This is a genomic window from Actinoplanes sp. CA-131856, assembly GCF_050956135.1.
Classification (GTDB): Bacteria; Actinomycetota; Actinomycetes; order Mycobacteriales; family Micromonosporaceae; genus Actinoplanes.
In genome coordinates, this window is record NZ_CP191849.1 from 2705537 (window position 1) to 2728337 (window position 22801).

Consider the following 22801-nt stretch of genomic DNA (forward strand, 5'->3'; position numbering starts at 1 on the left):
AACGAAAGGTTTCGTAAGTGACCCATGGCTGACATCCGCAATCCCGTCCTACCGGGCTTCCACCCCGACCCGTCGATCCTGCGGGTCGGCGCCGACTACTACCTGGCGACCTCCACCTTCGAGTGGTATCCGGGCGTGCTCCTGCACCACTCGCGCGATCTCGTGCATTGGCGGCCCCTGGGCGGGGCGCTCACGGCCCGCCTCGACATGACCGGCGATCCGGACTCGGGCGGGGTCTGGGCGCCCTGCCTCTCGTACGCCGACGGGCTCTTCCACCTCGTCTACACCGACGTGAAGTCGTACGCCGGGGGTTTCTGGGACACGCCCAACCATCTGGTCACCGCGCCCGCCATCGACGGGCCGTGGTCACGGCCGGTGCCGTTGCACGCCCGGGGTTTCGACCCCTCGCTCTTCCACGACGACGACGGCCGCAGTTGGCTGCTCTCCAACCGCACCGACTGGCGCCCGGGACGGCCGTGGGCCAACGGCATCATCATTCAGGAGTACGACCGGGCGGCGCGCACGCTCAAGGGCAAACCGATTGAGCTGTACGCCGGTACGGCCGCCGGCATGACCGAAGGCCCGCACCTCTACCGCCGCGACGGCTGGTACTACCTGGTGACGGCCGAGGGCGGAACCGACCTGTTCCATCAGGTCACCGTCGCGCGCTCGCGCGAGCTGCTGGGGCCGTACGAGACGGATCCGGCGACCCCGCTGCTCACCTCGGTCCACCGGCCGGACCTGCCGTTGCAGAAGGCCGGGCACGGCAGCCTGGTCGAGACGCCGGCCGGTGAGTGGTTCCTGGCCCACCTGACCTCGCGGCCGCTCGGCCCCCGGGGCCGCAGCATCCTGGGCCGGGAGACCGCCCTCCAACGGGTCACCTGGACCGGCGACGGCTGGCCGCGGATCGACGGCGGCGTGCCGCACGAGGTCGTCGCCGGCCCGGATCTGCCGGCCTGCCCGTGGCCGGAGGAGACCTCCGACTTCACCGGCCCGGCGCTCGGTCCTCGGTGGAGCACCCTGCGCCGCCCGGCCGACCCGTCCTGGGTCTCCACCACCGAGCGGCCCGGTCATCTGCGGATCCGCGGTGGGCGGTCGGCCGGCGCGCTGTCCGGGGAGAGCCTGGTGGCGCGGCGGGTGCAGCACAAGCGGGCGACGTTCGAGGCGACCGTGGAGTTCCGGCCCGGGACGTTCCAGCAGATGGCCGGCATCACCGCGTACTACAACAGCCGCAACTGGTACTTCCTGCGGGTCGGGTGGGACGAGGTGCTCGGGACGATCGTCGACGTGCTGTCGTGCGAGCGGGGGCGCCTGCGGATGCACGGGCCGGTGGTCCCGGTTGCCTCGTCCCCGGTGCCGCTGCGGTTCGAGCTCGACGGCGGCGCCCTGCGCGCCTCGTGCGGCGAGACGGAGTGGGGCCCGTTCGACGCGACGATCCTCTCCGACGAGCACGCCCAGGAGTCGGACGGCGGTGTGCCGCGGATCTGGGGCTTCACCGGTGCGTTCTTCGGCCTGTGGGTGCAGGACTTCACGGGCGAGGGGCTGGCGGCCGACTTCTCCGCCGCCACGTACAAACCGCATCTCTGAAAGGGGAACGGGCCCGGCGGGGAGCTGCCGGGCCCGTCGTCCATCAGAGGAAGCGGAACCAGTCGAGGTCGAGCACATCCGCGCTGTCGTTGGCGCGGGGCACGACCGTGATCGAGGTCGTGCCGGCCGGCAGGGTGCCGACGTTGAAGGCGATCTCCTTGTACGTGCTCACCGAGCCGGTGCCGAGCAGGCCGGGCGCGGCGATCACCGGGCCGGTGGCGGATCCGGCGTGAAACTCGAGCGTGAAGGCCTGGCTCGACGGGCGGGCCGAGGAATAACGGAAGACGACCTGATGGGGCGTACGCCCGGTGAAGTCGATCCGGTCGTATCGAGCCCAGTCGCCGTTGTTGAGCGAGCTGAGGCGGCCCGCTGTGACCGTCGTGCCGCTCTGGCTGTCCCGCGACTCGGCCTCGATGGTGCTGAAGGCGTTCCGGCTGCCACCGGCCGGAGGCGTCGTAGGCGGTGTCGTCGGCGGCGTGGTCGGCGGTGTCGTCGGTGGCGTGGTCGGTGGCGTGGTCGGAGTGCCGCCTCCCCAGTTGGCGCCGCGGCCCGTCAGCGTGCCGTTCACGAAGACCGCGTTCCGCAGTTCGCGCTTGAAGCCGGCCAGGATGTTGGCGTTGTCCTGGATCCGGCTGTTGCCCCAGTAGCCGTCGGTGCAGTTCGACGCTCCGGCGCTGGCCCCCGGCGGGCAGCTGAACTGGCTGATCGCCTCCCAGTCACTGTTGATGTAGGAGACCGCGCGCAGCACGTCGGTGTTGCGGTTGATGTAGGCGAAGTACTGGTCGTACCAGCTGCCGACCTTCGTCCAGTCGCCGCCCAGCGACGCCCGGTTGTTGACATTCACGCAGGAGGCGTCGAGGTTGGCGGTCCGGTACGCCTGCGGCGCCGACTCGGCGATCATCGCCGGCTTGCTGTGTGACCGCGCGAAATCGAGCACCCGGTCGTACAAAATCGTGGGTGTGCTCGTCGGTGTGTCGCAGGCCCACTGATAGTGGCGATAGGTGGCGTCCCAGTAGAAGGTGCTCAGCCCGACGTAGTCGACCACGTCGTCACCCGGGTACCAGTCGGCCAGGTGGCTCGGGTTGCTGAAGTCGAACTTGTACTCGGCCGGGCCGTCCTTGGCGTAGCTGGCGCTCTGCCAGACGGTCTTCACGTTGGCCGCGCCGAGGGCGCCGATGCGCTGCTTGACGACCCGGAAGGCCTGCTTGTAGAAGTCGGTGTTGTAGCAGTTCCAGGGCCCGTCGAACTCGTAGCCGACGCGCAGGTAGACCTGGCGGCCGGTGTTCTTGAAGTACGTGATCAGGTTGTCGAGGTTCTGCCGGTACTGCTGGCCGAGCGTTCCGGCGATGTCGGCGTCCGTCCGGCCGATGATGGCCCGCAGGGGCTGGTTGGCGCAGCCGGGGTTGTCGGCCAGATAGAGGCCGACCGCGACGGCCGCGCCCGGGTACTCCGCGAGGGTCTGGTTGAAGTTGACGACGTTGCCGTTGAGGTTGCAGGTGGCGGTCAGGCCGTTGCAGGCGTACGGCGAGATGTTGGTGTAAAGGGTGACGCCACCGGGACGGGGGAACGAGGCGTCCCGGTCGAGCACCTGCTGCTTGAAGGCGCTCAGGTCCGGGGTCGTCTGCCCGGCGAAGAAGGTGATCTGGCCCGGCGGCAGGGCCGCCTGGGCGGGCAGAGCGGCCAGAGCGGCCACAGCCAGGGGTGCGGCCGCGAGCGCGGCCAGGATTTTTCGGAACACGGCTGTCTCCTCAGCAGGGGGTGGTGAACTGCCGGGCGGCCAGGCCCTGGCAGAACGAGGTGCGGGCGGCCGCGTACTGCGACAGGCGGCCGTCGACGAACCAGGTGGAGTCGACCGGGAAGTCGAAGCTGCCGTCGGCGATGCCGTCCCAGCCGTACCGGAAGTCGAGGTCGATGTAGACCACGGCCTTGATGACACCGCTCAGGTCGTACGTCCCGGCGGTGTTGGGTATCGGGCCGCGGTAGTCGAGGAGCCCGAACAGCCGCCGCACCCACAGATCGCCGCGCTGCTGCTCCAGGCCGCGGGTGTCGCCCGGCCCGGCCGTGAAGTTCATCATCCCGGCCTCCGACACGATCATCGGTTTGCCGTGGTCGCCGGCGAACTTCATCATCTTCAGGACGTTGCCGTCGTAGTCCCAGTTCTTCCACACGGCGGCCGGGTTGCCGTAGCTGTCGGTGCCGACGTAGGCGTTGCGGCACTGGAGCGTCGCGGTGTCGTAGTTCTGCGGCGGCGTGCCGTTGTAGTAGTACGTGCCGTTGTCGTGGATCGGCAGGCACAGCTCGTGCGCGAAGATCGACACGCCGATCCAGTCGACGGCCGCGTCACCCGGGTACATCTGCTCGTACTCGCCACGCACCGGATGGAAGACGTAGGCGACGTTGCTCTGCCGCTTGCGCGAGTCGATGAGGGCGCGGATGCGGGCGAAGGCGTTCTTGTACGAGGCGCAGCTCGCGTCCGTGCAGTGGTAGAAGCTCGACACCTCATAGTCGAGGCGGAGATCGAAGGTGGCCTGCGGATAGGCGTTGATGAAGGCGATCAGCGTGTCTAACTGCGCCGCGTAGGCGCCCGCGGCCAGCTCGGCTGTGACCTGCCGGGAGCGGGCCGCCTTGGCCTGCTCGTCACCGCCGGTGAAGCCGGGCGGGTTGTCCTTCCAGGAGATGCCGATCTGGACGGCTTTGCCTTGCCGGGCCAGAAAGGTGGCGTAGTCGCGGTGCCCGGTGGTGACCCAGGTGCCGGACTTCAGCTCGTAGTAGACGGAGCCGCCGCTGGGGGAGGCGGCGAAGGACGTGTAGTCGTCCCACGATGCTTTCGTGGACTGGCCGATGAACAGCGATCGGCCACCGGCCGCCGACGACGAGGCCCAGGCGGGCGCCTGAACCCCGAGCGTCAGCGTCGCCAGCAGCACCGCGAGGACGGCGAGGGGACGGCGTGACATGCCCGTACGGTACGAAGCCCGTCGATGAATCCGGCAGAGTTTTCGAAACGTTTCGTTCACGCCGCCGTAACAGCCGTCGCGTTCAGCGCGGGTGCATCCGGCGCGGGGCGCCATGTTCGGCTCGGCGGCCCGGGTCGGGCGGCCCCACGAGGACACCACGCCGGTCGTCGCCGAGGACGATCTGTACGGCTGAGCGCGTTCAGTCGCTGTTCAGTGCGCGGCCATAGCTTCCGGCCCATGACTACTGACGACAAGCCAACAATCGTTCTGGTGCACGGCGCCTTCGCCGACGGCAGCGGCTTCGCCGGGATCGCCCGGCGGCTGGTCGCCGACGGCTATCCGGTGGTCGCGACGGCGAATCCGCTGCGGGGGCTCACCTCCGACGCGGCCCATCTGAAGGCGCTGCTGGCGAGTGTCGACGGGCCGATCGTGCTCGTCGGCCACTCGTACGGCGGTGCCGTGATCTCGACCGCGGCGACCGGCAACCCGCAGGTGAAGGCGCTGGTCTATCTGGCCGCTTTCGTGCCGGAGGTGGGCGAGAGCGCCCAGTCGCTGGTGGAGAAGTTCCCCGGCAGCACGGTGGACACGTCGCTCAAGCCGGTGCCGCTGGGCGACGGGCAGGTCGACCTGTACATCGATCCGCGCGTGTTCCACCCGAATTTCGCGGCCGACCTGCCCGCGGCGGACGCCTCGCTCTACGCGATCACCCAGCGCCCGGCCTCCGGGGCCGCGCTGGGTGAGCCCGCCTCGGCGCCGCAGGCCTGGCACACCATCCGGAGCTACAACCTCATCAGCGGCTCCGACAAGATCATCCCAGCCGCGGCGCAGGAGTTCATGGCCGAGCGTTCCGGCGCCACGGTCAAGTTCGTCGTGGGCGCCTCGCACATGGTCTTCGTCTCGCATCCGGACGAGACCGTGGCCTTCATCGAGACGGCGGCCCGGGAGGCGCTGTCATGACGGCCGGGCCGAGCGACACCGCGATCCGATGGGGCCTCTGGTCGCACATCACCTGGTACGTCCTGGCCAACGTGGGTCAGGTCTTCACCTGGTACTACGCCACGCCCGACAAGTTCTTCTGGCCGCTGTGGTCGATCGTGGGCTGGGGGATCGGGCTGCTCATCCATGTCTGGGAGGCGCAGCGGACCCTGCGTCTGCACGCGGCGCGCTGACCGCCTCGGCGCGGGCGCTCCGATCGAGGGTGTACCGCCGCTGCAGCAGCAGGGCGACGGTCATGAGCGCGGCCGGCACGAGCGTGAAGCCGTACCGGACCGCGCTCATCGCGGCGGGGGACTGCGCGACCTCCTCGCCGGCGCCCGTTGCCACGAATCCACCGACGGCCAGCAGGGCCGAGAAGACGTACGGCCCGATCGCGCCCCCGGTGGCCTCGGCCGTGGTCCACACGCCGGTGTAACTGCCGGCGCTGGCCGCGCCGCCGGGGCCGGCCGCGGCGATCACGTCGGGCACCATCGACAGCGGCAGCAGCTGCATCGCGGCGAAGGCGACACCGAGGACCGCCACCGCGCCGATGACCACCGGCAGGCCGGCCGGGGCGCCCAGGGCCAGCACCAGCGAACCGGCCACGAAGGCGGCCTGCGCCACGAGCAGCCCGCGTTGCTTGCCGAACCGGCGGGCCGCCAGCACCCACAACGGCGTCGTCAGCACGGCCGGCGCCATGAACGCGCCGACCAGCAGCGAGGTGGCACCGGGGCGGCCCAGCTCGTACTTGGCGAAGTACGGCATCGCGGCCAGCACCATGTTCATGGTGACGGCCACGGTCAGATAGGACGCCGTCAGCGCCCGGAAATGCCGGTCCCGCAGCGCGACCAGCAGCCCACCGCGATGACCGGGCACGGCCGGCGCGCCCGGCGCGGCCCGGTTGAGGCGGGCGACACCGTTGATGCCGGCCAGCATCGCGGCCAGCATGACGGCCCCGAACAGCAGTGACATCCGCGCGTAGCCGGCGCCGTCCGCGAGCAGCGGCGCGAGCACGCCGGCGATGAGCACGCCGACCGTGATCACGACGTTGCGGTAGCCCATCAGGCGGGTCCGCTCGTGATAGCTGATCCCGAGGTCGGCCGGGGTGGCCAGATAGGAGACCTGGTAGCAGGCGTAGAGCAGGTTGCCGGCGACGAACACCGCACCGACCCAGACGGCGGCCGCGGTGCCGCGCAGACCCGAGGGCACCGCGAACAGCGCCACGAAGGCGACCACGACCAGGCATCCGGCGGCCATCAGGCGCAGCCGGTGGCCGTTGCGGGCGCGGTCGGAGTCGGAGAGCCGGCCCACCCACGGGTGCAGGACGACGTCGATGATGTTCGGCAGGAGCAGGGCCAGGCCGGCCGCGAACGGCGGCACGGCCAGGATGTCGGTCAGGAAGTAGAGCAGGAAGATGCCGGGCACGGTGACCCAGACGCCCATGCCGATCGAGCCGGCGGCGAAGGGCACGAGGGCCCGTAACGGCAGGCGGGTCATGGGGCGCCTCCGGGGAAGGCCGCGGCCAGCCGGCGTACGGCTTCGCGCAGCTCGGCCGGGGTGCGGTCGCTGTAGGAGAGGCGCAGATGCCGGGTGGACGAAGGGCCGGAGGCGAAGTACTCGCCCGGCTGGTAGACGACGCCGCAGGCGGTGGCCCGCCGGAACAGCTCTCCCGGGTCGACGCCGTCGTCGGTCAGCCGTGGCCACAGGAAGAGGCCACCCTCGGGCGGGCGGACGTCGAGGGCGCCCGGCAGGTGCTCGTGCAGAGCGTCGACCAGCACGGCGGCACGCTCGCGGTACAGCGCGGTGGCGTCCCGCACGACCTGGTCGTACAGCCCGGCCGTGACGAACCGCTCGACGATCGCCTGGGTCACCGACGAGGTGTGTACGTCGAGGCGGTTGCGCAGCCGGATCACCGGGTCGACGAGATGCTCGGGCAGCACCATCCAGCCCACCCGCCAGCCCGGCCCGAGCGTCTTGGTGAAGGTGTTGACGTGGATCGCCCGGTCCGACCCGTTGAAGGCCGCAACATCCAGATCAACACCGGAGAAGCGGAGTTCCCGGTACGGGTTGTCGACGATCACGTAGAAGCCGTACCGCTCCGCGAGCTCGACCAGGGCCCGGCGCTTCTCCGCGGACAGGCTCACCTGGGCCGGGTTGTGGAAGTCGGGCACCGTGTAGGCGGCGGCGATCCGGTCGCCGGCCTTGAGCCGCGCGGCCAGGTGCCCGACGTCGAAGCCGTCGGCGACGACCGGCACCGGCAACAGCCGGGTCGTGGCGATCTCCAGCGCCCACAGGAAACCGGGGAAGACCGGGTCGTCCACGGCGACCGTGGCGCCGCGCTCGACGACCGTCAGCACGGCCAGCGTCAGACCGTGCATGCCGCCGTTCGTCACCACGACGCGGCCCGGGTCGACGCCTTCCCGCCGCGCGAGCCACTCGCGCAGCGCCGGAAACCCGTGCGCCGGCGAGTATTGGAGGGCGGCCGGGTCCTGCCACACCGCCGCCGACACCCGGGCGAACGCCTCCGCCGGCAGCGCTTCGGGAGCGGGAATGCCGCCCAGTAAACGGATCGCGCCGGGCGGCGGAGCGAAACTGGCCTGGACGAAGCCCTTCGGCGCGTTGAGCCCCCGCGAGAGGGCGGTCAGATCGGTCATGCGTCGGCCCCTGAATCCCCGAGAAAAAGCTCGGCGCGCCGGGCGAACAGGAAGGAACCGCTCGCGGCCGACCGTGACCGGGCCAGCTCGGCGGCGGCCCGGACCGCGGCCACCGGTTCACCGCGTGCCTGTCGCAGGCGCGCCTTGATGAGCAGGAGCAGCCCCTCGGCGTACCGCTGGCCGTGGTCCCAGACGGCCTGGTCGGCGAGGTCGAGAGCCCGGGCCGCGTCGCCCGGCCGCCCGGCGGCCAGCCACATCTCGGCGATGAGCCCGTACTGATAGGCGATCCCCCATTGCGGAGGGTCCAGCAGGCTCGCCGCGAGGAGCCGTTCGGCATCGGTGGCGGCGCCAACGGGATCGTCCCCGGTGAGGGCGCGGGCCCAGCACCAGTACTGCTGGATGTAGTGCTCCAGTTGGGATCCGAGCCGGTCGAGCCCGGCCTCGAACCATCGCTGCCCGGCGGCGCGGGCCCGGGCCGGGTCGCCGGCCATCGAAGCGATCATGGCCGTGTAGTAGACCCACACCGAGGCCGCGTACGGATCGTTCGGTGTGTCCCAGGTGTCGACGAAGGCCAGCGCCGCCTCGACGTCGCCGTGCAGCGCGGTCATCACCGCCCGCCAGCCCGGCCCCTCGCCGGGGATGCGGCCCTCCCGGCGCATCGGCGTGGTCACCTCCGGGCCGGCCGGATCGTCACCGGTCAGGATCCGGTACGCCTCGCCGACGTTGCCGATGTCCCACTGGTGCAGGCCCCACACGCTGCGCCCGTAGCGCCGGACGGCCGGATCGGTCGACGCCCCGGCCAGCTCGTGCACGCGCTCGGCCAGCCGTCCCCGGTCCTTGTCGAGCGCGGTGAAGGCGCCCATCGCCCGGATGAACAGGAAGTCGGCCGCCTCGGCGTCCCGGCCCAGGGTGCGGGCCAGATATTCGGCGCGGTCCAGCAGGCCGAACATCGAGGCGTCGTACTCGGCGTGCCGCCGGACGACGATGGCGAGCAGGGTGAGCGCGGACAGCTCCAGCTCCATGAGCCCGGCGGCCCGGGTGATCTGGACGGCCGACCGCAGCTGCCGGTTGGCCGACTCGAAGGCCAGTTTGTACGCCGCCCGCCGCCCGGCGCGGATCAGCGCCTGAGCGGTGCGGGCCGGCTCGGCGAGCGGGCCCGCGCTCCACAGGTGATAGGCGAAACGCTCGGCGACGTCCTCGTCGTCGGCGTGGATCCGTTCGAGCGCGTCCGCGACGGCCAGGTGCAGCCCGATGATCTGCTGCGGGGTGGTGGTCTCGGACACCGACTCGCGGACCAGGTCGTGCGCGAAGCGCAGCGAGGACGGGCCCTCGGGCCCCGGATCGAGCAGGCCCAGCGCCCGGAGCGGCTCGAGGCGGTGCAGGCAGTCGGCGATGCCCACGCCGGCCGCGCTGGAGAGCAGCCGCAGATCGACGTCGCGGCCGATGACCGCGGCCACGTGCACCAGCTCCCGGGCGCGGTCGTCGAGGCCGCCCATCCGGTCGCGCACGACGTCGCGGACGGTGGCCGGCACGGGCACCTCACCGTCGCCGGCCTCGCTGAGGAGCCGGGACAGCTCCCGGACGAAGAACGGATTTCCGCCGGTACGGTCGTGGATGGCCCGGGCCACGGCGGCGCCCGGCTCGTGGCCCGACTCGTCGCGCACCAGGGCGGCCACGTCGCTCAGACCGAGCGGGCCGAGCCGGATCCGGCGGTGGCCGGGCTGGCGTCCGGCCACGGCCAGCACCCGGGCCAGGTCGGAGCCGACGAGGGGCGCCCGGTTGCGCAGCGCGCCGGCGATCGCGGCGCCGGCCGGCAGCCGGCCCACCAGATGGCCGAACAGCCGCAGCGAGGCCATGTCGGCCCACTGGAGGTCGTCGAGGACCAGCAGCACCGGCCGCTGCCCGGCGGCCTGGCCGATCAGGTCGGCCACCTGCTCGAAGAGCCGGAACTGGGCGTTGCCGTCGGGCAGCGTCCGCGCGGTGTCGGTGCCCGACCCGAGCAGCAGGCCGAGCTCGCCGGCCAGCCACTTCTCCCGGGCCGGGGCGGGCAGGTCGTCGACGACCGCGCCGAGGGCCTGCTCCCACGGCCACATCGACGGGGTGCCGTCACCCTCCAGACAGGATCCCCAGACGACGAGCGCGCCCCGCCCGGCGGCCAGCGTGGCTGCCTCGCGGAGCAGGCGTGTCTTCCCGGCGCCGGGCTCGCCCTCGACGATGGTGATGGCCGTGCCGCCCGCGGTGGCGCTGTCCACGGCCCGCCGCAGCACGGCCACCTCGGCGGCCCGGCCGACCAGCCCCGCCGTCACCGGCGGGACGGGATCGGGCGGGGCCGGGGCGGGCGGGGCCGGGGGCGCGGGCGGGGCCAGCACCCGGCGGTGGGCCTCGGCGAGGGCCGGGCCCGGGTCGATGCCGAGCTCGTCGGCCAGGCGCTCGCGGACCGCGCGGTACACCGCCAGCGCCTCGGCCTGACGCCCGGCCGCGCCCAGCACCCGGACGAGGGCGGCCTGCACCGGCTCGTGGAACGGGGCCATCGTCGCGGCCAGATGCAGCGGCGCGGCCACGCTCTCGGGCCGGCCCAGGGCCACGGCCAGGTCGGCCGCGGCCGAGCAGGCGTCGTAGAACTCGTTGTCGAGCGCGGTGAACAGGGCGGCCGGGCCGGGCCGGTCGGCGATGCCGGCGCCGGCCGGGCCGCGCCAGAGAGTGAGGGCCTCGGCGTAGTGGTCGAGCGCGGCCGGGCTGCGACCCCCGGCCCGGGCGGCGCCGGTGAGCCGGCGGAAGGCGACCAGGTCGAGCACCTCGGGATCGGCCGTGAACAGGTAGGCGGTGCCGCGCCGGTGCAGGAAGGCGCCGTTCTCGCGGGCCGGCACGGCCGGTTCGAGCAGGCGGCGCAACGCGCCGACGTACTTCTGAATGACGTTGAGAGCGCTCGGCGGCACCTCGTCGCCCCAGATCAGGTCGATCAGCTCGCTCGTGCTGATCGGCCGTCCCGCCTCGGCCAGCAGCAGGGCCAGGAGATAGGCCTGCTGCGGGGGCCCGGGGTCGAGCTCGGCGCCGTCACGCCACACGCGTAACGGGCCCAGCAGCTGGAGCCACAGCGGCGACTCGGAGGGACCTGGCACAGCAGCGGAATCTACCTGACCAGCACGTCAGCGCGGTTACGCGAAACCGGGACGTTCAGTCTTCGTCAAGTCACCGTTCCTAGCTTTCGCCGCATGACCGAAGAGCACTACGACGTCGTCGTCATCGGGTCGGGCGTCGGCGGGCTGGCCGCGGCGCGCGCCATAGCGGAGTTCGGCGGCCAGCGGGTCCTGATCCTGGAGCAGCACTATCTGCCCGGCGGGATGACGCACGAGTTTTCCCGGGAGGGCCGGTTCCTGTTCGGCACGGGGCTGCACTACATGAGCGCGGACGCCGGGCCGTTCCTCGACTATCTGACCGACGGGCGGGTGCAGCTGACCGCGCTTCCCGAGGCGTACGACGTACTCCATTTCCCGGATTTCGACTTTCCGGTCCCGTCGTCGGGGGAGAGGTTCCGCGCGAGCCTCAAAGCCGAGTTCCCCGGCGAGGCCCGGGAGATCGACCGCTTTTTCCGTACGATGCGGTGGGCGCTGACCGGTCTCATCACCCGCAACCTGTTCTCCTCGTTCCCGGCGCCGGTGCGGGCCATGGGGTTCCCGGTCATCCGGCGGCTGTTCCCCTCGACGTACCGCTCGCTCGGGGGTCAGGTCTGCCGTTCCTTCACCGATCCACGACTGCGTGCGGTCGTCGCCGCCCGCTGGGGCCTGTACGGGCAGCCGCCGTCGTCGAGCGCGTTCGGCTATCACGCCTCGGTGCCGTTGACCTTCTTCCTCGAGGGCACCTCGCACCCGGTCGGCGGGCCCAAGGAGATCGGCGACATCGCCCTGGAGGGCCTGGCCCGGCACGGCGTCGAGGTGCGCCTCAATCAGGACGTCCGCCGCATCGAGGTCGAGCGCGGCCGGGTGTCCGGTGTGGACGTCGTGGAACGCGCCACCGGCCGCCGATATCGGGTGCGGGCCGGGACAGTTGTCTCGGCGGGCGGGGTGCGGAACACGTACGCCCTGCTCGGTCCCCATTCCCGGCCCGCGTGGAACCGGGAGCTGGCGGGCCTGTCCGGGGAACCGTCGGCGCTGATGCTGTTCCTCGGGCTCGACCGGTCGCCGGCCGAGTTCGGCGCCGGTGGGGAGAATCACTGGTTCATGCCCGGACTGGACGACCAGACCGGCACTCTTTACGTCTCGTTCGCGTCACTGAACAACCCGGCGGCCCGCTTCCACACCATCGAGGTGCTGGAGCTAGTCGACCCGGCGGTCGTGGAGCAGTGGCGCGGCACCACCGAGGGGAACCGGCCGGAGAGCTACCAGGCGTTCAAGGCCGAGACGACCCGCCGGCTGATCGACCGGCTCGACGACCAATGGCCCGGCCTCAAAGACGCCATTGTGTACGCCGAGGCGGCCACCCCGCTGACGTACGAGAACTATCAGCACAGCGTCCGCGGCTCCTTCTACGGACTCCCGGCGACGCCGGCCCGGCTGCGGTCGGGGCTGGCCGGATGCCGTACGCCGGTGAAGGGCCTGTTCGTGGCCGGGCAGGACGCGTGGGGCCCGGGGGTGAACGCGGCCCTGGCCGGCGGCATCATGGCCGCCAACGCGGTGCTGCGCCCCTCGCAGCTGTCCACGATGTGGCGCACGATCCGGGGACCGCGGCCGGAACGAACCGGGCCGTGGCGGGGATATCTGCGGGTGGCCGGGGTCGAGGAGCTGACCCCGGCCGTACGGAAGATCCGGCTCGAACCGCTCGGCGGCGGCGCCCTGCCGTTCACCTTCGAAGCGGGCCAGTACCTGAAGATCGACCTGCCGGTCGGTGTGGAGCCGATCGAACGGTCGTACTCGATCGCCAGCGGCCCCGCCGCGACCGGCCACCTGGAGATCGGGGTGAAACGGGAGCCGCTCGGCCTCGGATCGGTGTTCCTGCACGACGACCTGACCGGCGGGCTGGCGCTGCGGGTGTCCGGCCCGCACGGCGATTTCACCTGGCCCGACCGGGACGGCCCGCTGCTGCTGATCGCCGGCGGCATCGGGATCACGCCGCTGATCAGCGTGCTCACGGCGGCCGCGGACGACGGCCACACCGGCCCGGTCACCCTGCTGCTCGGTGGCCGGAGCCGGGCCGAGGTGCCGTTCGCGCGGGAGCTGAAGGACCTGGCGACCCGGCTGCCGGGCCTGCGCACGGAGCTCTTCCTCACCGAGCCCGGCGGTCGCGGCCGCGTCGACGTCGAGGCGCTGCGCCCGCACGTGACCGGCGTGACCCGGGTCCACCTGTGCGGCCCGGCGCCGATGATGCGCGACGTGCTGGGAGCGCTGGCCGACCTCGGCGTGCCCCGCGAAGTCGTACACACCGAGGCCTTTGTCTCCGGAAGCAGCCGGCAGACCCGCCAGGAACGGGCGCACGCCGTGGCGCTCGCCGCCGGGGACTCGGCCTACACGATCCGGATGGCGGGCACCTCGTTCCCCTGCCGTCCCGGCCAGACCTTGCTCGCCGCGGCCAACACTGCCGGGGTGCCGCTCCCGCAGGACTGCGACGAGGGCGTCTGCGGCACCTGCCGGGTGCGGATCCTCTCCGGCTCGTACGAGACCGACGACCGCGGCATGTTCTCCGCCGCGGAACTGGACCAGGGCTGGCGGCTGGCCTGCCAGACCCTGCCCACCGAAGACCTGGCGATCAGCCAGTAGACCCCTACCGATGGAGTACTCATGCTGAAATCTCTCCTGGCCGTCGCCGCGTCGAGCCTCGTCGCGCTGACCGGCGCCGCCGCCCATGCCGGCGGGCACACCACCCGCAAGCCGACGGTCGTGCTGGTGCACGGCGCGTTCGCCGACAGCAGCGGCTTCGGCGCGGTGACCCGGCGGCTGCTCGCGGACGGCTACTCGGTGGTGGCGGCGGCCAACCCGCTGCGCGGGCTCTCGTCCGACGCGGCGGCGGTGAAGGCGCTGCTGGCGAGCATCGACGGGCCGATCGTGCTGGTCGGCCACTCGTACGGCGGCGCGGTGATCTCGGCGGCCGCCACCGGCGACCCGGACGTGCGGGCGCTGGTCTATCTGGCCGCCTTCGTGCCGGAGGCCGGCGAGTCGGCCGAGGCCCTGGCCAACCGGTTCCCGGGCAGCACGGTGGGCCAGTCGCTCATGCCGGTGCCGCTGCCCGGCGGTCAGGTCGACCTCTACATCAACCCGGCGCTCTATCACGCCCACTTCGCGGCCGACGTGCCCGCGCGCGACGCCGCCGTCTACGCGATCACGCAGCGCCCGGCCACCGGCACGGCACTGGGCGAGCCCGCCGCGGGCACACCGGCCTGGCACACCATCCCGTCCTACAACCTGATCGCCGGCGCCGACCGGATCATCCCGCCCGCCGCCCAGCGGTTCATGGCCGAGCGGTCGGGCGCGAAGACCCAGGTGGTCCGGGGCGCCTCCCATTTGGTGTTCGTCTCGCAGCCGGGCCCGGCCACGGCCTTCATCGAAAGGGCGGCCCGGGAGACATCAGCCGCGCGCTAGTGCGGCGCCCTCACCCACGGCGGTCGCCACCCGGTTGATCGAGTCGGCGCGAGGCCGCGGACGCCGGCGTGGCCCGGCGGGCGATGGTGGTCAGGAAGAGTGCCAGGCCCGCCGTGGTCAGAAGGAAGCCGGCCCCGACGGTGGACAGGGTGCCCCACCCGGCGTTCAGCGTGATGGCCCCGCCGATCGCGCCGAGCGAGTTGGCCAGGTTGAGGGCGGCCAGGTTGAGCGCGCCCATCAGGGTCGGCGCGTCCGGGGCGAAGCCGGTGAGCCGCACCTGGATGGCCGGGATGGCGTACATCATGGTGGCGCCCACACCGAACAGGCACGGCAGCAGGACCGTCAGGCTGCTCCCGGCGACACCGATCAGCACGAGCAGCACGAGGACGGCGCCGTATCCCTGGATCAGCGCCCGGTCCGGATGCCGGTCGGCGGTGCGCCCGCCCAGGTAGTTGCCGGCGGCCATGCCGAGGCCGAAGACGGCCAGGGCGATCGGGATCAGCGAGGCGTCACGCCGTACGGCATCAGTGATGAACGGGCCGATGAAGGTGTACACGGCGAAGATGCTGGAGATGCCGAGCGACGCCACCGCCACCATCAGCCAGACGGTGACCCGGCGCAGCGCGCCCAGCTCGTTCGCGATCGAGCCGCCGTGCAGGGCGGTGGTGCGGGGCAGCCAGGCCACGAGCGCGACCCCGGCCGCCAGCCCGAGACCGGCGACGGCCCAGTACATGGCCCGCCAGCCGGCCTCCTGGCCGATGAAGGTGCCCAGCGGGGAGCCGACGATGGTGGCGACGGTGAGCCCGCCCATCACGGTCGCGAAGGCTTTGCCGCCACGGCCGGGCCCATAGACGTACGCCGCGACGACGGCCCCCGCGCCGAAGAAGGCGCCCTGCACACTGCCGGCCACGAACCGGAAGACGACGAGCAGTTCGATGCTCGGCGCGATGGCCGAGAGCCCGTTCCCGGCCAGGAACAACACGATCAGGCCGAGCAGCAGGGAACGCCGGTTGACCCGGGCCGCGAGCAGCGTGATCGCCGGCGAGCCGATCATCACCCCGAACGCGTAGGCGGTGATGGCGTAGGTGGCCACGGGGACCGACACGTCGAGGTCGGCCGAGAACAGCTGGATGATGCCGTTGCTGCCGAACTCACCGGTGCCGATGGCGAAGGTGCCGAGGGCGAGCGCGAACAGCGTCAGCCGAGGACGGCGGATCGGTGCCGTGGCCGCGTCGTGCCGGTTCTCCTCGGCAACGCATTGACTCTCAAAGGCGTGCTGATGCATGAGCCGGATGCTGGCGGCGGCGCCTTGACGTCGCCTTTATTTATGTTCATCGATAGGCGCCGACACGTGGTAGTGGGCGATCCGCCAGCTGCCGCCGGCGCGGCGGACGAGGATCGTGAGGTTGAGGGGAAGCGGCGGCCGGGTCCCCGGTGCGAAGGTGAACTCGACGGCCACCCAGCCCAGCACCACGTCGTCGGCGAGGTGGCGGGCCTGCACGATGTCGTAGGTGACGGCCATGCCGAGGGGCTGGCTCGCGTAGTAGGCCTCCACACCGGGGCGGCCCACGGTGTACGGATGGAGGCCCTGGAAGACGGCGTCGTCCGTGAAGAGGGCGGCCACCCGGTCCGGTTGATGCTGGCCTACGGCGTCCCGCCAGGCGTCGAGGACTTCGCGCAGCACGATGTCGCTCATCGTCCACCCGCGCTCTGGCCGCCGTCGACGTGCAGGATCTCGCCCGTGACGAAAGGCGCGTTCTCCAGGTAGAGGATGGCGTCGGTGACGTCGGCGATCTCGCCCATCCGGCCGAGCGGGTGCAGATCGGCCAGGGACTCGTACGTCTCCGGTGGGTGCATGCCGGTCTTGATGACGCCCAGGGACACCGCGTTGAAGCGGAGGCCCCGGGAGGCGTACTCGATGGCCAGGGCTTTGGTCGCGGAATTGAGACCGCCCTTGGTCAGCGGGGTGAGGGCCGCCGGCTCGCTGCTGTGTGAATGGTCGGTGAGGGTCGTGGTGATGGTGACGACGTGCCCGCCGCCCCGCTCGAGCATCGCGGCCACGGCGCGCTGGGTGACCGTGACGAAGCCGCGCAGGTTCACGCCGACCACCAGATCGATGTCTTCGGCGGTGTAGTCCGTGAACGGCTTGGCGACGAAGACGCCGGCGTTGTTCACCAGCGTGTCCACGCGCCCGAACTCGTTGCGAGCGGCGTCGATCACCCGGGCGCCGACCGCGGGATCGGCGATGTCGCCTGGCACGGCCAGCACGTCCGGGTCGTCCGACGGCCTGATGCCCCGCGAGGTGGCTACGACCCGATAGCCGATCTCGCGATACGCGGCGACCGTGGCGGCGCCGATCCCTTGGGAGGCTCCGGTCACTACGGCGACTCTGGACATGGCTGCTCCTCGCATCCGGCGTCTGACCACTCGACTATCGACGCGGTGCGGGGCCGTCCGTACCGGTTGAACTCCCTGGCCCGGGTGCGTTGCCGAGGATCCAGGGATTGGGCATGATCTCAGCCATGTCGTTGAGCCGCCGCCGTGTCCTGGGTGCTGGAGCCGCCGCGCTCACCGCCGCCGTCGCCGGGTGTGGGCGGGAGAAGAACGACTGGGTCAAAGGACAAAGCAGCGGTGGTACGGGTGGAGGAGTCACCGCCGCAGCGGCTGCTCCCGCTTATGTGGCGCCGCTGACGGGCGTACTCAACAAGTATTTGAAACCGACCGCCGCCAACCCCAAGCACCCGACCTATGCCGGCGCGACGCTCGTCGTGATGGTGAACAACTCGACCACGGCGACCATCGCCGTCGGGCACGCCCTGCGGTACGGCGCCGGGCCGGTCGAGCTGCCGGCGGCCAAGCGGGTCGCCATGCGGGCCGACTCCATCTTCGACCTGGCCTCGCTCACCAAGGTCTATGTCGCCATCGCCCTGCTCCAGCAGGTCGACAAGGGCAAGGTCGATCTGAACGCCCCGGTCAGCCGCTACCTGCCGGGTTTCACCGGGACGAACAAGGCCAAGGTGACCGTACGGATGCTGCTCGCCCACACGAGCGGGCTGCCCGTCGGTGTCACCGGGGTCAAGGGCCTCACGCCCGCCGCCCAGCGGGCCAAGGTGCTCGCCACGCCGCTGGTCAGCGGGGCCGTGCCGGGGCGGACGTTCCGCTACTCGAGCGCGGGGCTCATGGTCGCCGGCCAGATCGTCGAGAAGGTCACCGGGACCACCCTCGACGTGGCCATCCGCAACGGCATCACCACGCCGATGGGCCTGCGCTACATGGGGTTCAACCCGCGCAAGTGGCTCACCGCCGCCGAGCAGGCGGCGCGACTGGCCGCCACCGACGCCCGCACCTCGCGTGGTCTGCTCCGCGGTGTCGTGCACGACGACATCGCCGCCCAGATGGGTGGGGTGATCGGCAGCGCCGGGCTGTTCGGCACGGCCCGCGACGTCGCCCTGACCGGGCAGATGCTGCTGGCCGGCGGCGTCTACGGCGGCAAGCGCATCCTGTCGGCGGCCATCGTCAAGCAGATGCTCACCAACCAGAACGCCGGCCTGCCCGCGGTCGACCCGGAGCGGCCCGGCCGCCCGTCCGACCACGGTCTCGGTGTGGTGTTGCGCCAGCCGTGGTTCATGGGCTCGCTGTCCTCGCCTACGACGTTCGGTCACACCGGGTTCACCGGCACCTCGCTGCTGGTCGACCCGCGGCGCAAGCTGGTCGTCTCGCTGATGACCAACCGGGCCCACCCGAACTGGAGCTGGGCGAACCCCGACCCGATGCGGGCCGAGGTCGCCTCTACGCTCGGGAAGTATCTCTAGCCGTACGTGATGTCGCTGCGGTTGACCTTGCAGTTGGCGTCGTTCCAGCCCTCGCCGAGGTACTTCGGCTCGCTGCCCTTGGCGACGCCCTGGTACTTGCCGCAGACCGTGGCGCTGGAGCTGTTGCGCAGGGTGACCCGGGTGATGGTGGCGGTGTCGCCCCAGTTGCTGTTGATGCCGGCCACCATGTCGATGTCGTTCAGCAGCACGTTGTCGATCTTGACGTGGCGCTGGTACGAGTTGGTGCAGTTGCCGCAGCCGCGGTAGAGCTTGCCCGAGCCGCTCAGGTAGAAGCCGGAGATGCTCACGGTGCCGTTGCCGTTGTGCTGGAACGTCTTGTCGCTGCCGGACCGCGCGCCGCCGCCGATGACGTAGCTGGTGCCGCCGCCGGTGCCCTTGAAGGTGGCGGCGTCCTCGCCGATGTCGTTCCACCACACGTTGCGAATGGTGCAGGTGCCCTCGCAATGCACGCCGTCGCCGGCCGGTGAGCCGATGATGACGTTCTGGAGCGTGCCGCCATTGGCGATCTTGAACATCGGGTCCTGGGACTCGCTCTGCGAGCCGTCACCGATGCAGCAGTACGTCTTCATGCCGCCGTCGAAGGTGCCCGAGACGTTCACCGTGCCGGAGATGCTGACCGAGCCGGCCGAGGACGGCCACGAGCCGGTCGGCGTGCCCGGGTTGGTGGGCGGGGTGGTGGTCGGCGGCGTGGTGGTGGGCGGGGTGGTCGGAGTCGTGCCGCCGCCACTGCCGTACGTCTCGAACTCGGCGATCCGCGGCGCGGCGGAGGCACTGGTGATGTCGAGGGTCAGCTTCTTCAGCGACGTCGAGGCGAAGGAGATCGTCCCCGGGGTGCCGCTGCCGCTGGTCAGAACGGCGCCGGTGTCGGCGTTGAGCACGCGCCAGGCGTTGATGGTGCCGCCGCCGGAGGCGTGCCGGATGACCGCGGAGGACACGGTCGTGGCGCTGCCCCACTTGACCGAGACGTAGCCGGTCGAGCCGTTGGGCGACCAGTAGGTGCCGGTGTTGCCGTCCTTGACGTTGCCGTAGCTGGTGCCGCTGGCCTTGCTGGACCCGTCGGCCCCCGCCCCCAGGCTGAGGTTGTCGGCGGCCGCGGCCGGCGAGGCGCCCAGCGCCATCATGACCGCGGCGGTCGTGATCGCGGTGGCGCCCACGGCCGCGCCCCGGAGTGCTCGTCTCATTGCTGTCTCGCTTTCGTCGTCTCGAGTGCGTCGCGCCACCGCCCACGTAGGAAAGCGCTTGCCTGCCGACGATAGATATGTGTCAATGATTAACACAAGGAGTTGCAGGATTTGCAGTGACGGTCACGCTCCGTCAAGGACGGTGCCCTTCAAGCCGCTGGCCGCCGGGACATGGAATGCCGTCACGGATAGGGCTCGGGATGCGGCTGGAGATCCGCGCGTCTGGCGGCAGTCTTACCGTAGTCGCCGTTGGCGCCCCGGTCGGAGACGGTCAGATCGAGTGGATGGTGATGAGGTCTTCGAGGCCGGCGAGATCTCCGGCGTTGCGCGTGTAAACAGCGGCGTCGTGAGCGTGCGCGGTTGCGGCGATGAGCAGATCCATCACTCTTGCTCGGGGCTGGCGGCCGGTTTCGACGACGCGTGCGGCCAGGCGCGCGTAGCTTTCGGCGATGGCGTCGTCGATGGGCAGCGGGTCGAATCGGCGTTGAATGGCGCTCAGTCGTGCCAGGCGCAGCGCTCTGGCCTCGGCGGTCTTCGCGACGAGTACCCCGAACTGGAGTTCGGCGATACTGGCGACGCTGATGGCCAGTTCGCCGGGGAGCGGCGTTACGTCGTTGGCGATGAGGACGCTTGTGTCGAGGATGCCTCGGCTCACCGCTCGGCCCACGGATCGACGATGGTGTCGTCGAGGGCGTCCCGGTCGCCGGCCCACTGCGGGTCGGTGGGGTGATCGAAGACGCCGGCCAGATCATCCCACTCGCGCCAGCTGCGAGGACTGACCGGGCCGAGCACGGCGGCCGGCCGGCCGGCGACGGTGATCGTCACTCGTTCACCCGCCTGCGCCCGGCGCACCAGGTCACTGGCGTTCTGCCGCATTTCCCGCAGTCCGACTTCATGCACAGACCAAATGTAGCACATGTGCTACTGGCGCCGTCGATGCCCGTTCTGGCCGCCTTGGGGTGAGAGCCTGTGGGTGCCCGGGACAGTCGGCTCCAGCGACCGGCGTGCCAGGGATCGGGTGCGCGGGCGGCGACATGAGAATGCTTGTCTCGTGGGCCGCAAATACGTTTTCGCACTGTCCTGATGTTATTTTCTATTGGCATTAGTGGGGTTCTTTTCGAGGCATGAGATTGCCGCTATGCGGGATTGGTCTGGCGTGCCCAGTCATTCACCGGACATGGTGGAGTTTCGGTGTCATCATGCGAAGCGGCGTCGGTGTGCGGGGAGTTGGGCTCGCATGACCCGATCGAGCGGCTTCCGCCGTTGATCTGGACGACGAGGCCACGTGTGTGCGGCGGCCAGGTCCGAGCGGGTCTGTTGACCAGGCCATAGCTGCCGATCAGGCGCAGGTGGTGCCTGCGGGGCGCGCGGACATGCCGGTGGAGGCCGAGGTGGCCGCGCCGCCCGATCCGGCGGTCCCCGCTGAGGTGGTGGCGCGGGTCGAGCCGATAGTGCGGGCCGAGGCGGGGGTTCAGGCTGAGATTACGGTCATCACGCGGTTCGAGTCGAGCGGTCCAGTGGATTTTCGTGCTTTGTGGGTGGTCCGCGAACAGGGAATCGCTGAGATTATTCGCTTTGGCCACGAGAGGGTCATGGGTGGCGCATTTTGTTAAGGCTTTTTGTGCGTTGTTTATCGGTCGCGGTCCTGGGGGTCGCGCTGTCATGATGCTCGGGTGAGCAGCAGGTTGCGGGCCATTGCCCGGGAAAGTGTGGCGATCGCGGAGCGCGGTGGCTATGCCGGAGTCAGTCTGGGCGACCAGGTGAGCCGGTCGGTGGCCGGCACCCGGCTCTACGGGCCGGATGAGGTGATCGCCGTGCCGCCGCCGGTCGCCGGTGTGCCGGTGGTCGAGGTGAGGAACGAGTCGACGCTGGCGGCTACGCGGCGCCTTGGCGGCGATCTTGCCTGCCTGGTCTTCGCGTCGGCGCGTAACCCTGGTGGCGGTTTCCTCAACGGGGCCAAGGCTCAGGAGGAGAGTTTGGCCCGCAGTTCGGCGCTCTACCCGACGCTGCTCGCGGCCGGTGACTTCTATGCTCATCACCGGGCACGGCCCGAGTTGACCTACAGCGATCGGGTGATCTACTCGCCGGCCGTGCCGGTCTTCCGGGACGATCGTGGCGACCTGCTCCCGGATGCTTACCCGGTTTCGTTCCTGACCGCCGCGGCCCCGAACCGGGCGGCGATCGCGCGTTCCCAGCCCGAGCGGCTTCCCGCAGTCCCCGCGATCCTCGCCCGCCGGGCGCGGCGGGTGCTCCAAGTGGCCGCCGCGAACGGCCATCGCCGGCTGGTGCTGGGTGCTTGGGGATGCGGGGTGTTCGGCAACGACCCGGTCGAGGTGGCGGCCGCCTTCGCCGGGGCGCTCGCGGCGTGTCCCTGGTTCGAGCACGTCACTTTCGCCGTCCTCGACCGCGGGCGCGGCGCCCCGACGTACGCCGCCTTCGAAGGGTCAGCTCTTCACGGTGTAACGGGCGTGGGTGGCGAACGGTGAGCTGTAGACCTTGACCACCTCGAGGTCGATGTCGCGGTCGAATCCCTCGAACAGCCGCTTGCCCGCTCCCAGGATCACCGGGGCGGTCGAGATGACCAGTTCGTCGACCTTCCCGGCCAGCAGAGCCTGCCGGATGATGTCGGCGCCGCCGCCCACTGAGACGTCGCCGCCCTTCGCCGCCTCGGTGGCCTGGCTCAGCGCCTCGTCGAGGCCGGCGACGAACCGGAACCCGGACTCGGCCGGCGGCTGATCCGCGAGCCGGTGCGTGAGGACGACCAGCGGGCCGGGGAACGGGTTGGTCCCACCCCAGGCGCCGGCCGCGTCGTACATGCCCCGGCCGACGACCCCGGCGCCGATGGTCGAGACCATCTCCTCGTAGAACTCCTTGTCGGGGCCGTGCATGGCGAAGTCGTGGCCGCCCTCGTACGTCCACGGGCCGCCCATCACCCAGTAGTGCAGCCGCTCACCGCCCCGGCCCAGGCCGTACTCCGGCCCGTCGCCGGGACCCGTGACGTAGCCGTCGACCGACGTCGTGATGGACGCGATGACCTTGCCCATGATT

General features: G+C 71.1%; 20 protein-coding genes. 8 read left to right on the forward strand and 12 right to left on the reverse strand.

From position 1 onward, the window contains the following. Positions 1 to 24 precede the first annotated feature (24 nt). Positions 25 to 1587 (forward strand): glycoside hydrolase family 43 protein, encoded by a 1563-nt coding sequence (locus ACQP2X_RS12935; protein WP_498696664.1) that lies wholly within the window; start codon positions 25 to 27, stop codon positions 1585 to 1587. 43 nt (positions 1588 to 1630) lie between these two features. Here ACQP2X_RS12935 and ACQP2X_RS12940 read toward each other — a convergent pair whose 3' ends face one another. Beyond that, positions 1631 to 3325, reverse strand: coding sequence for a carbohydrate-binding protein (locus tag ACQP2X_RS12940; protein ID WP_498696666.1), 1695 nt, complete (start codon positions 3323 to 3325; stop codon positions 1631 to 1633). Between the two features lie 10 nt (positions 3326 to 3335). Next, positions 3336 to 4541 carry a glycoside hydrolase family 26 protein gene (locus ACQP2X_RS12945; protein WP_498696668.1) on the reverse strand — a complete coding sequence of 402 codons (1206 nt, stop codon included), beginning with the start codon at positions 4539 to 4541 and terminating at the stop codon, positions 3336 to 3338. Between the two features lie 237 nt (positions 4542 to 4778). On the opposite strand from ACQP2X_RS12945, the gene ACQP2X_RS12950 reads away from it, so the two are divergent. Both ACQP2X_RS12950 and ACQP2X_RS12955 read left to right on the forward strand, forming a co-directional pair. Next, the gene (locus ACQP2X_RS12950; protein ID WP_498696669.1) at positions 4779 to 5498 is read left to right on the forward strand and encodes an alpha/beta fold hydrolase; all 720 of its coding nucleotides are present in this window, start codon (positions 4779 to 4781) and stop codon (positions 5496 to 5498) included. Continuing rightward, a complete protein-coding gene (locus ACQP2X_RS12955; RefSeq protein WP_498696671.1) occupies positions 5495 to 5710 on the forward strand; it encodes a 2TM domain-containing protein in 216 nt (71 codons plus the stop codon). Before ACQP2X_RS12950 ends, ACQP2X_RS12955 begins: the two co-directional genes overlap by 4 nt. On the opposite strand, the gene ACQP2X_RS12960 is transcribed toward ACQP2X_RS12955, so the two are convergent. From ACQP2X_RS12960 to ACQP2X_RS12970, 3 genes are read right to left on the reverse strand one after another with little or no spacing between them, the layout of a single operon-like run. Then, positions 5658 to 7013, reverse strand: a complete 1356-nt coding sequence (locus tag ACQP2X_RS12960; RefSeq protein ID WP_498696672.1) for an MFS transporter — start codon at positions 7011 to 7013, stop codon at positions 5658 to 5660. The genes ACQP2X_RS12955 and ACQP2X_RS12960 overlap by 53 nt on opposite strands. Then, positions 7010 to 8170, reverse strand: coding sequence for an aminotransferase-like domain-containing protein (locus ACQP2X_RS12965; RefSeq protein WP_498696673.1), 1161 nt, complete (start codon positions 8168 to 8170; stop codon positions 7010 to 7012). The genes ACQP2X_RS12960 and ACQP2X_RS12965 overlap by 4 nt, the downstream gene beginning before the upstream one ends. Further along, the gene (locus ACQP2X_RS12970) at positions 8167 to 11289 is read right to left on the reverse strand and encodes a BTAD domain-containing putative transcriptional regulator (RefSeq protein ID WP_498696675.1); all 3123 of its coding nucleotides are present in this window, start codon (positions 11287 to 11289) and stop codon (positions 8167 to 8169) included. Before ACQP2X_RS12970 ends, ACQP2X_RS12965 begins: the two co-directional genes overlap by 4 nt. A 93-nt stretch (positions 11290 to 11382) precedes the next feature. Between ACQP2X_RS12970 and ACQP2X_RS12975 the strand changes: the two genes are divergently transcribed. Together ACQP2X_RS12975 and ACQP2X_RS12980 are read left to right on the forward strand one after the other, a co-directional pair. Beyond that, positions 11383 to 13920 carry a 2Fe-2S iron-sulfur cluster-binding protein gene (locus ACQP2X_RS12975; protein WP_498696677.1) on the forward strand — a complete coding sequence of 846 codons (2538 nt, stop codon included), beginning with the start codon at positions 11383 to 11385 and terminating at the stop codon, positions 13918 to 13920. 21 nt (positions 13921 to 13941) lie between these two features. Then, entirely contained in the window at positions 13942 to 14739 is a 798-nt protein-coding gene (locus ACQP2X_RS12980; RefSeq protein ID WP_498696679.1) for an alpha/beta fold hydrolase, read from the forward strand. A gap of 10 nt (positions 14740 to 14749) precedes the next feature. Here the strand turns inward: ACQP2X_RS12980 and ACQP2X_RS12985 are convergent, their stop codons facing one another. The 3 genes from ACQP2X_RS12985 to ACQP2X_RS12995 are packed head-to-tail and all read right to left on the reverse strand — an operon-like array spanning position 14750 to position 17136. Then, positions 14750 to 16024: an MFS transporter gene (locus ACQP2X_RS12985; RefSeq protein WP_498696681.1), complete on the reverse strand. Its 1275-nt coding sequence runs from the start codon at positions 16022 to 16024 to the stop codon at positions 14750 to 14752. 36 nt (positions 16025 to 16060) lie between these two features. Beyond that, positions 16061 to 16435: a YybH family protein gene (locus ACQP2X_RS12990; protein ID WP_498696683.1), complete on the reverse strand. Its 375-nt coding sequence runs from the start codon at positions 16433 to 16435 to the stop codon at positions 16061 to 16063. Next, positions 16432 to 17136: an SDR family NAD(P)-dependent oxidoreductase gene (locus ACQP2X_RS12995; RefSeq protein ID WP_498696684.1), complete on the reverse strand. Its 705-nt coding sequence runs from the start codon at positions 17134 to 17136 to the stop codon at positions 16432 to 16434. The genes ACQP2X_RS12990 and ACQP2X_RS12995 overlap by 4 nt, the downstream gene beginning before the upstream one ends. A gap of 113 nt (positions 17137 to 17249) precedes the next feature. Here ACQP2X_RS12995 and ACQP2X_RS13000 point away from each other — a divergent pair, with 113 nt between their 5' ends. Further along, positions 17250 to 18551, forward strand: a complete 1302-nt coding sequence (locus ACQP2X_RS13000) for a serine hydrolase domain-containing protein (protein WP_498696687.1) — start codon at positions 17250 to 17252, stop codon at positions 18549 to 18551. Here the strand turns inward: ACQP2X_RS13000 and ACQP2X_RS13005 are convergent. From ACQP2X_RS13005 to ACQP2X_RS13015, 3 genes are all read right to left on the reverse strand, one after another. Further along, entirely contained in the window at positions 18548 to 19753 is a 1206-nt protein-coding gene (locus tag ACQP2X_RS13005) for a pectate lyase (protein WP_498696689.1), read from the reverse strand. The two genes, ACQP2X_RS13000 and ACQP2X_RS13005, sit on opposite strands and share 4 nt — an antisense overlap. 271 nt (positions 19754 to 20024) lie before the next feature. Next, on the reverse strand, positions 20025 to 20420 hold the full coding sequence (locus ACQP2X_RS13010) for a PIN domain-containing protein (protein WP_498696690.1): 396 nt from the start codon (positions 20418 to 20420) through the stop codon (positions 20025 to 20027). After that, positions 20405 to 20653, reverse strand: a complete 249-nt coding sequence (locus ACQP2X_RS13015) for a type II toxin-antitoxin system Phd/YefM family antitoxin (RefSeq protein WP_498696692.1) — start codon at positions 20651 to 20653, stop codon at positions 20405 to 20407. The genes ACQP2X_RS13010 and ACQP2X_RS13015 overlap by 16 nt, the downstream gene beginning before the upstream one ends. Positions 20654 to 21132: 479 nt before the next feature. On the opposite strand from ACQP2X_RS13015, the gene ACQP2X_RS13020 reads away from it, so the two are divergent. Beyond that, entirely contained in the window at positions 21133 to 21366 is a 234-nt protein-coding gene (locus ACQP2X_RS13020) for a hypothetical protein (protein WP_498696693.1), read from the forward strand. Between the two features lie 60 nt (positions 21367 to 21426). Beyond that, positions 21427 to 22239, forward strand: a complete 813-nt coding sequence (locus tag ACQP2X_RS13025; RefSeq protein ID WP_498696695.1) for a TIGR02452 family protein — start codon at positions 21427 to 21429, stop codon at positions 22237 to 22239. Here ACQP2X_RS13025 and ACQP2X_RS13030 read toward each other — a convergent pair. Continuing rightward, positions 22198 to 22797 (reverse strand): dihydrofolate reductase family protein, encoded by a 600-nt coding sequence (locus tag ACQP2X_RS13030; protein ID WP_498696697.1) that lies wholly within the window; start codon positions 22795 to 22797, stop codon positions 22198 to 22200. The two genes, ACQP2X_RS13025 and ACQP2X_RS13030, sit on opposite strands and share 42 nt — an antisense overlap. Between the last annotated feature and the right edge of the window lie 4 nt (positions 22798 to 22801).

Excerpts from the sequence above, each read along its gene's own strand:
- ACQP2X_RS12935 (WP_498696664.1), top strand. The coding sequence starts at position 25 with ATGGCTGACATCCGCAATCCCGTCCTACCGGGCTTCCACCCCGACCCG.
- ACQP2X_RS12945 (WP_498696668.1), bottom strand. The coding sequence starts at position 4,541 with ATGTCACGCCGTCCCCTCGCCGTCCTCGCGGTGCTGCTGGCGACGCTG.
- ACQP2X_RS12950 (WP_498696669.1), top strand. The coding sequence starts at position 4,779 with ATGACTACTGACGACAAGCCAACAATCGTTCTGGTGCACGGCGCCTTC.
- ACQP2X_RS12955 (WP_498696671.1), top strand. The coding sequence starts at position 5,495 with ATGACGGCCGGGCCGAGCGACACCGCGATCCGATGGGGCCTCTGGTCG.
- ACQP2X_RS12960 (WP_498696672.1), bottom strand. The coding sequence starts at position 7,013 with ATGACCCGCCTGCCGTTACGGGCCCTCGTGCCCTTCGCCGCCGGCTCG.
- ACQP2X_RS12965 (WP_498696673.1), bottom strand. The coding sequence starts at position 8,170 with ATGACCGATCTGACCGCCCTCTCGCGGGGGCTCAACGCGCCGAAGGGC.
- ACQP2X_RS12975 (WP_498696677.1), top strand. The coding sequence starts at position 11,383 with ATGACCGAAGAGCACTACGACGTCGTCGTCATCGGGTCGGGCGTCGGC.
- ACQP2X_RS12980 (WP_498696679.1), top strand. The coding sequence starts at position 13,942 with ATGCTGAAATCTCTCCTGGCCGTCGCCGCGTCGAGCCTCGTCGCGCTG.
- ACQP2X_RS12985 (WP_498696681.1), bottom strand. The coding sequence starts at position 16,024 with ATGCATCAGCACGCCTTTGAGAGTCAATGCGTTGCCGAGGAGAACCGG.
- ACQP2X_RS12990 (WP_498696683.1), bottom strand. The coding sequence starts at position 16,435 with ATGAGCGACATCGTGCTGCGCGAAGTCCTCGACGCCTGGCGGGACGCC.
- ACQP2X_RS12995 (WP_498696684.1), bottom strand. The coding sequence starts at position 17,136 with ATGTCCAGAGTCGCCGTAGTGACCGGAGCCTCCCAAGGGATCGGCGCC.
- ACQP2X_RS13000 (WP_498696687.1), top strand. The coding sequence starts at position 17,250 with ATGATCTCAGCCATGTCGTTGAGCCGCCGCCGTGTCCTGGGTGCTGGA.
- ACQP2X_RS13005 (WP_498696689.1), bottom strand. The coding sequence starts at position 19,753 with ATGAGACGAGCACTCCGGGGCGCGGCCGTGGGCGCCACCGCGATCACG.
- ACQP2X_RS13030 (WP_498696697.1), bottom strand. The coding sequence starts at position 22,797 with ATGGGCAAGGTCATCGCGTCCATCACGACGTCGGTCGACGGCTACGTC.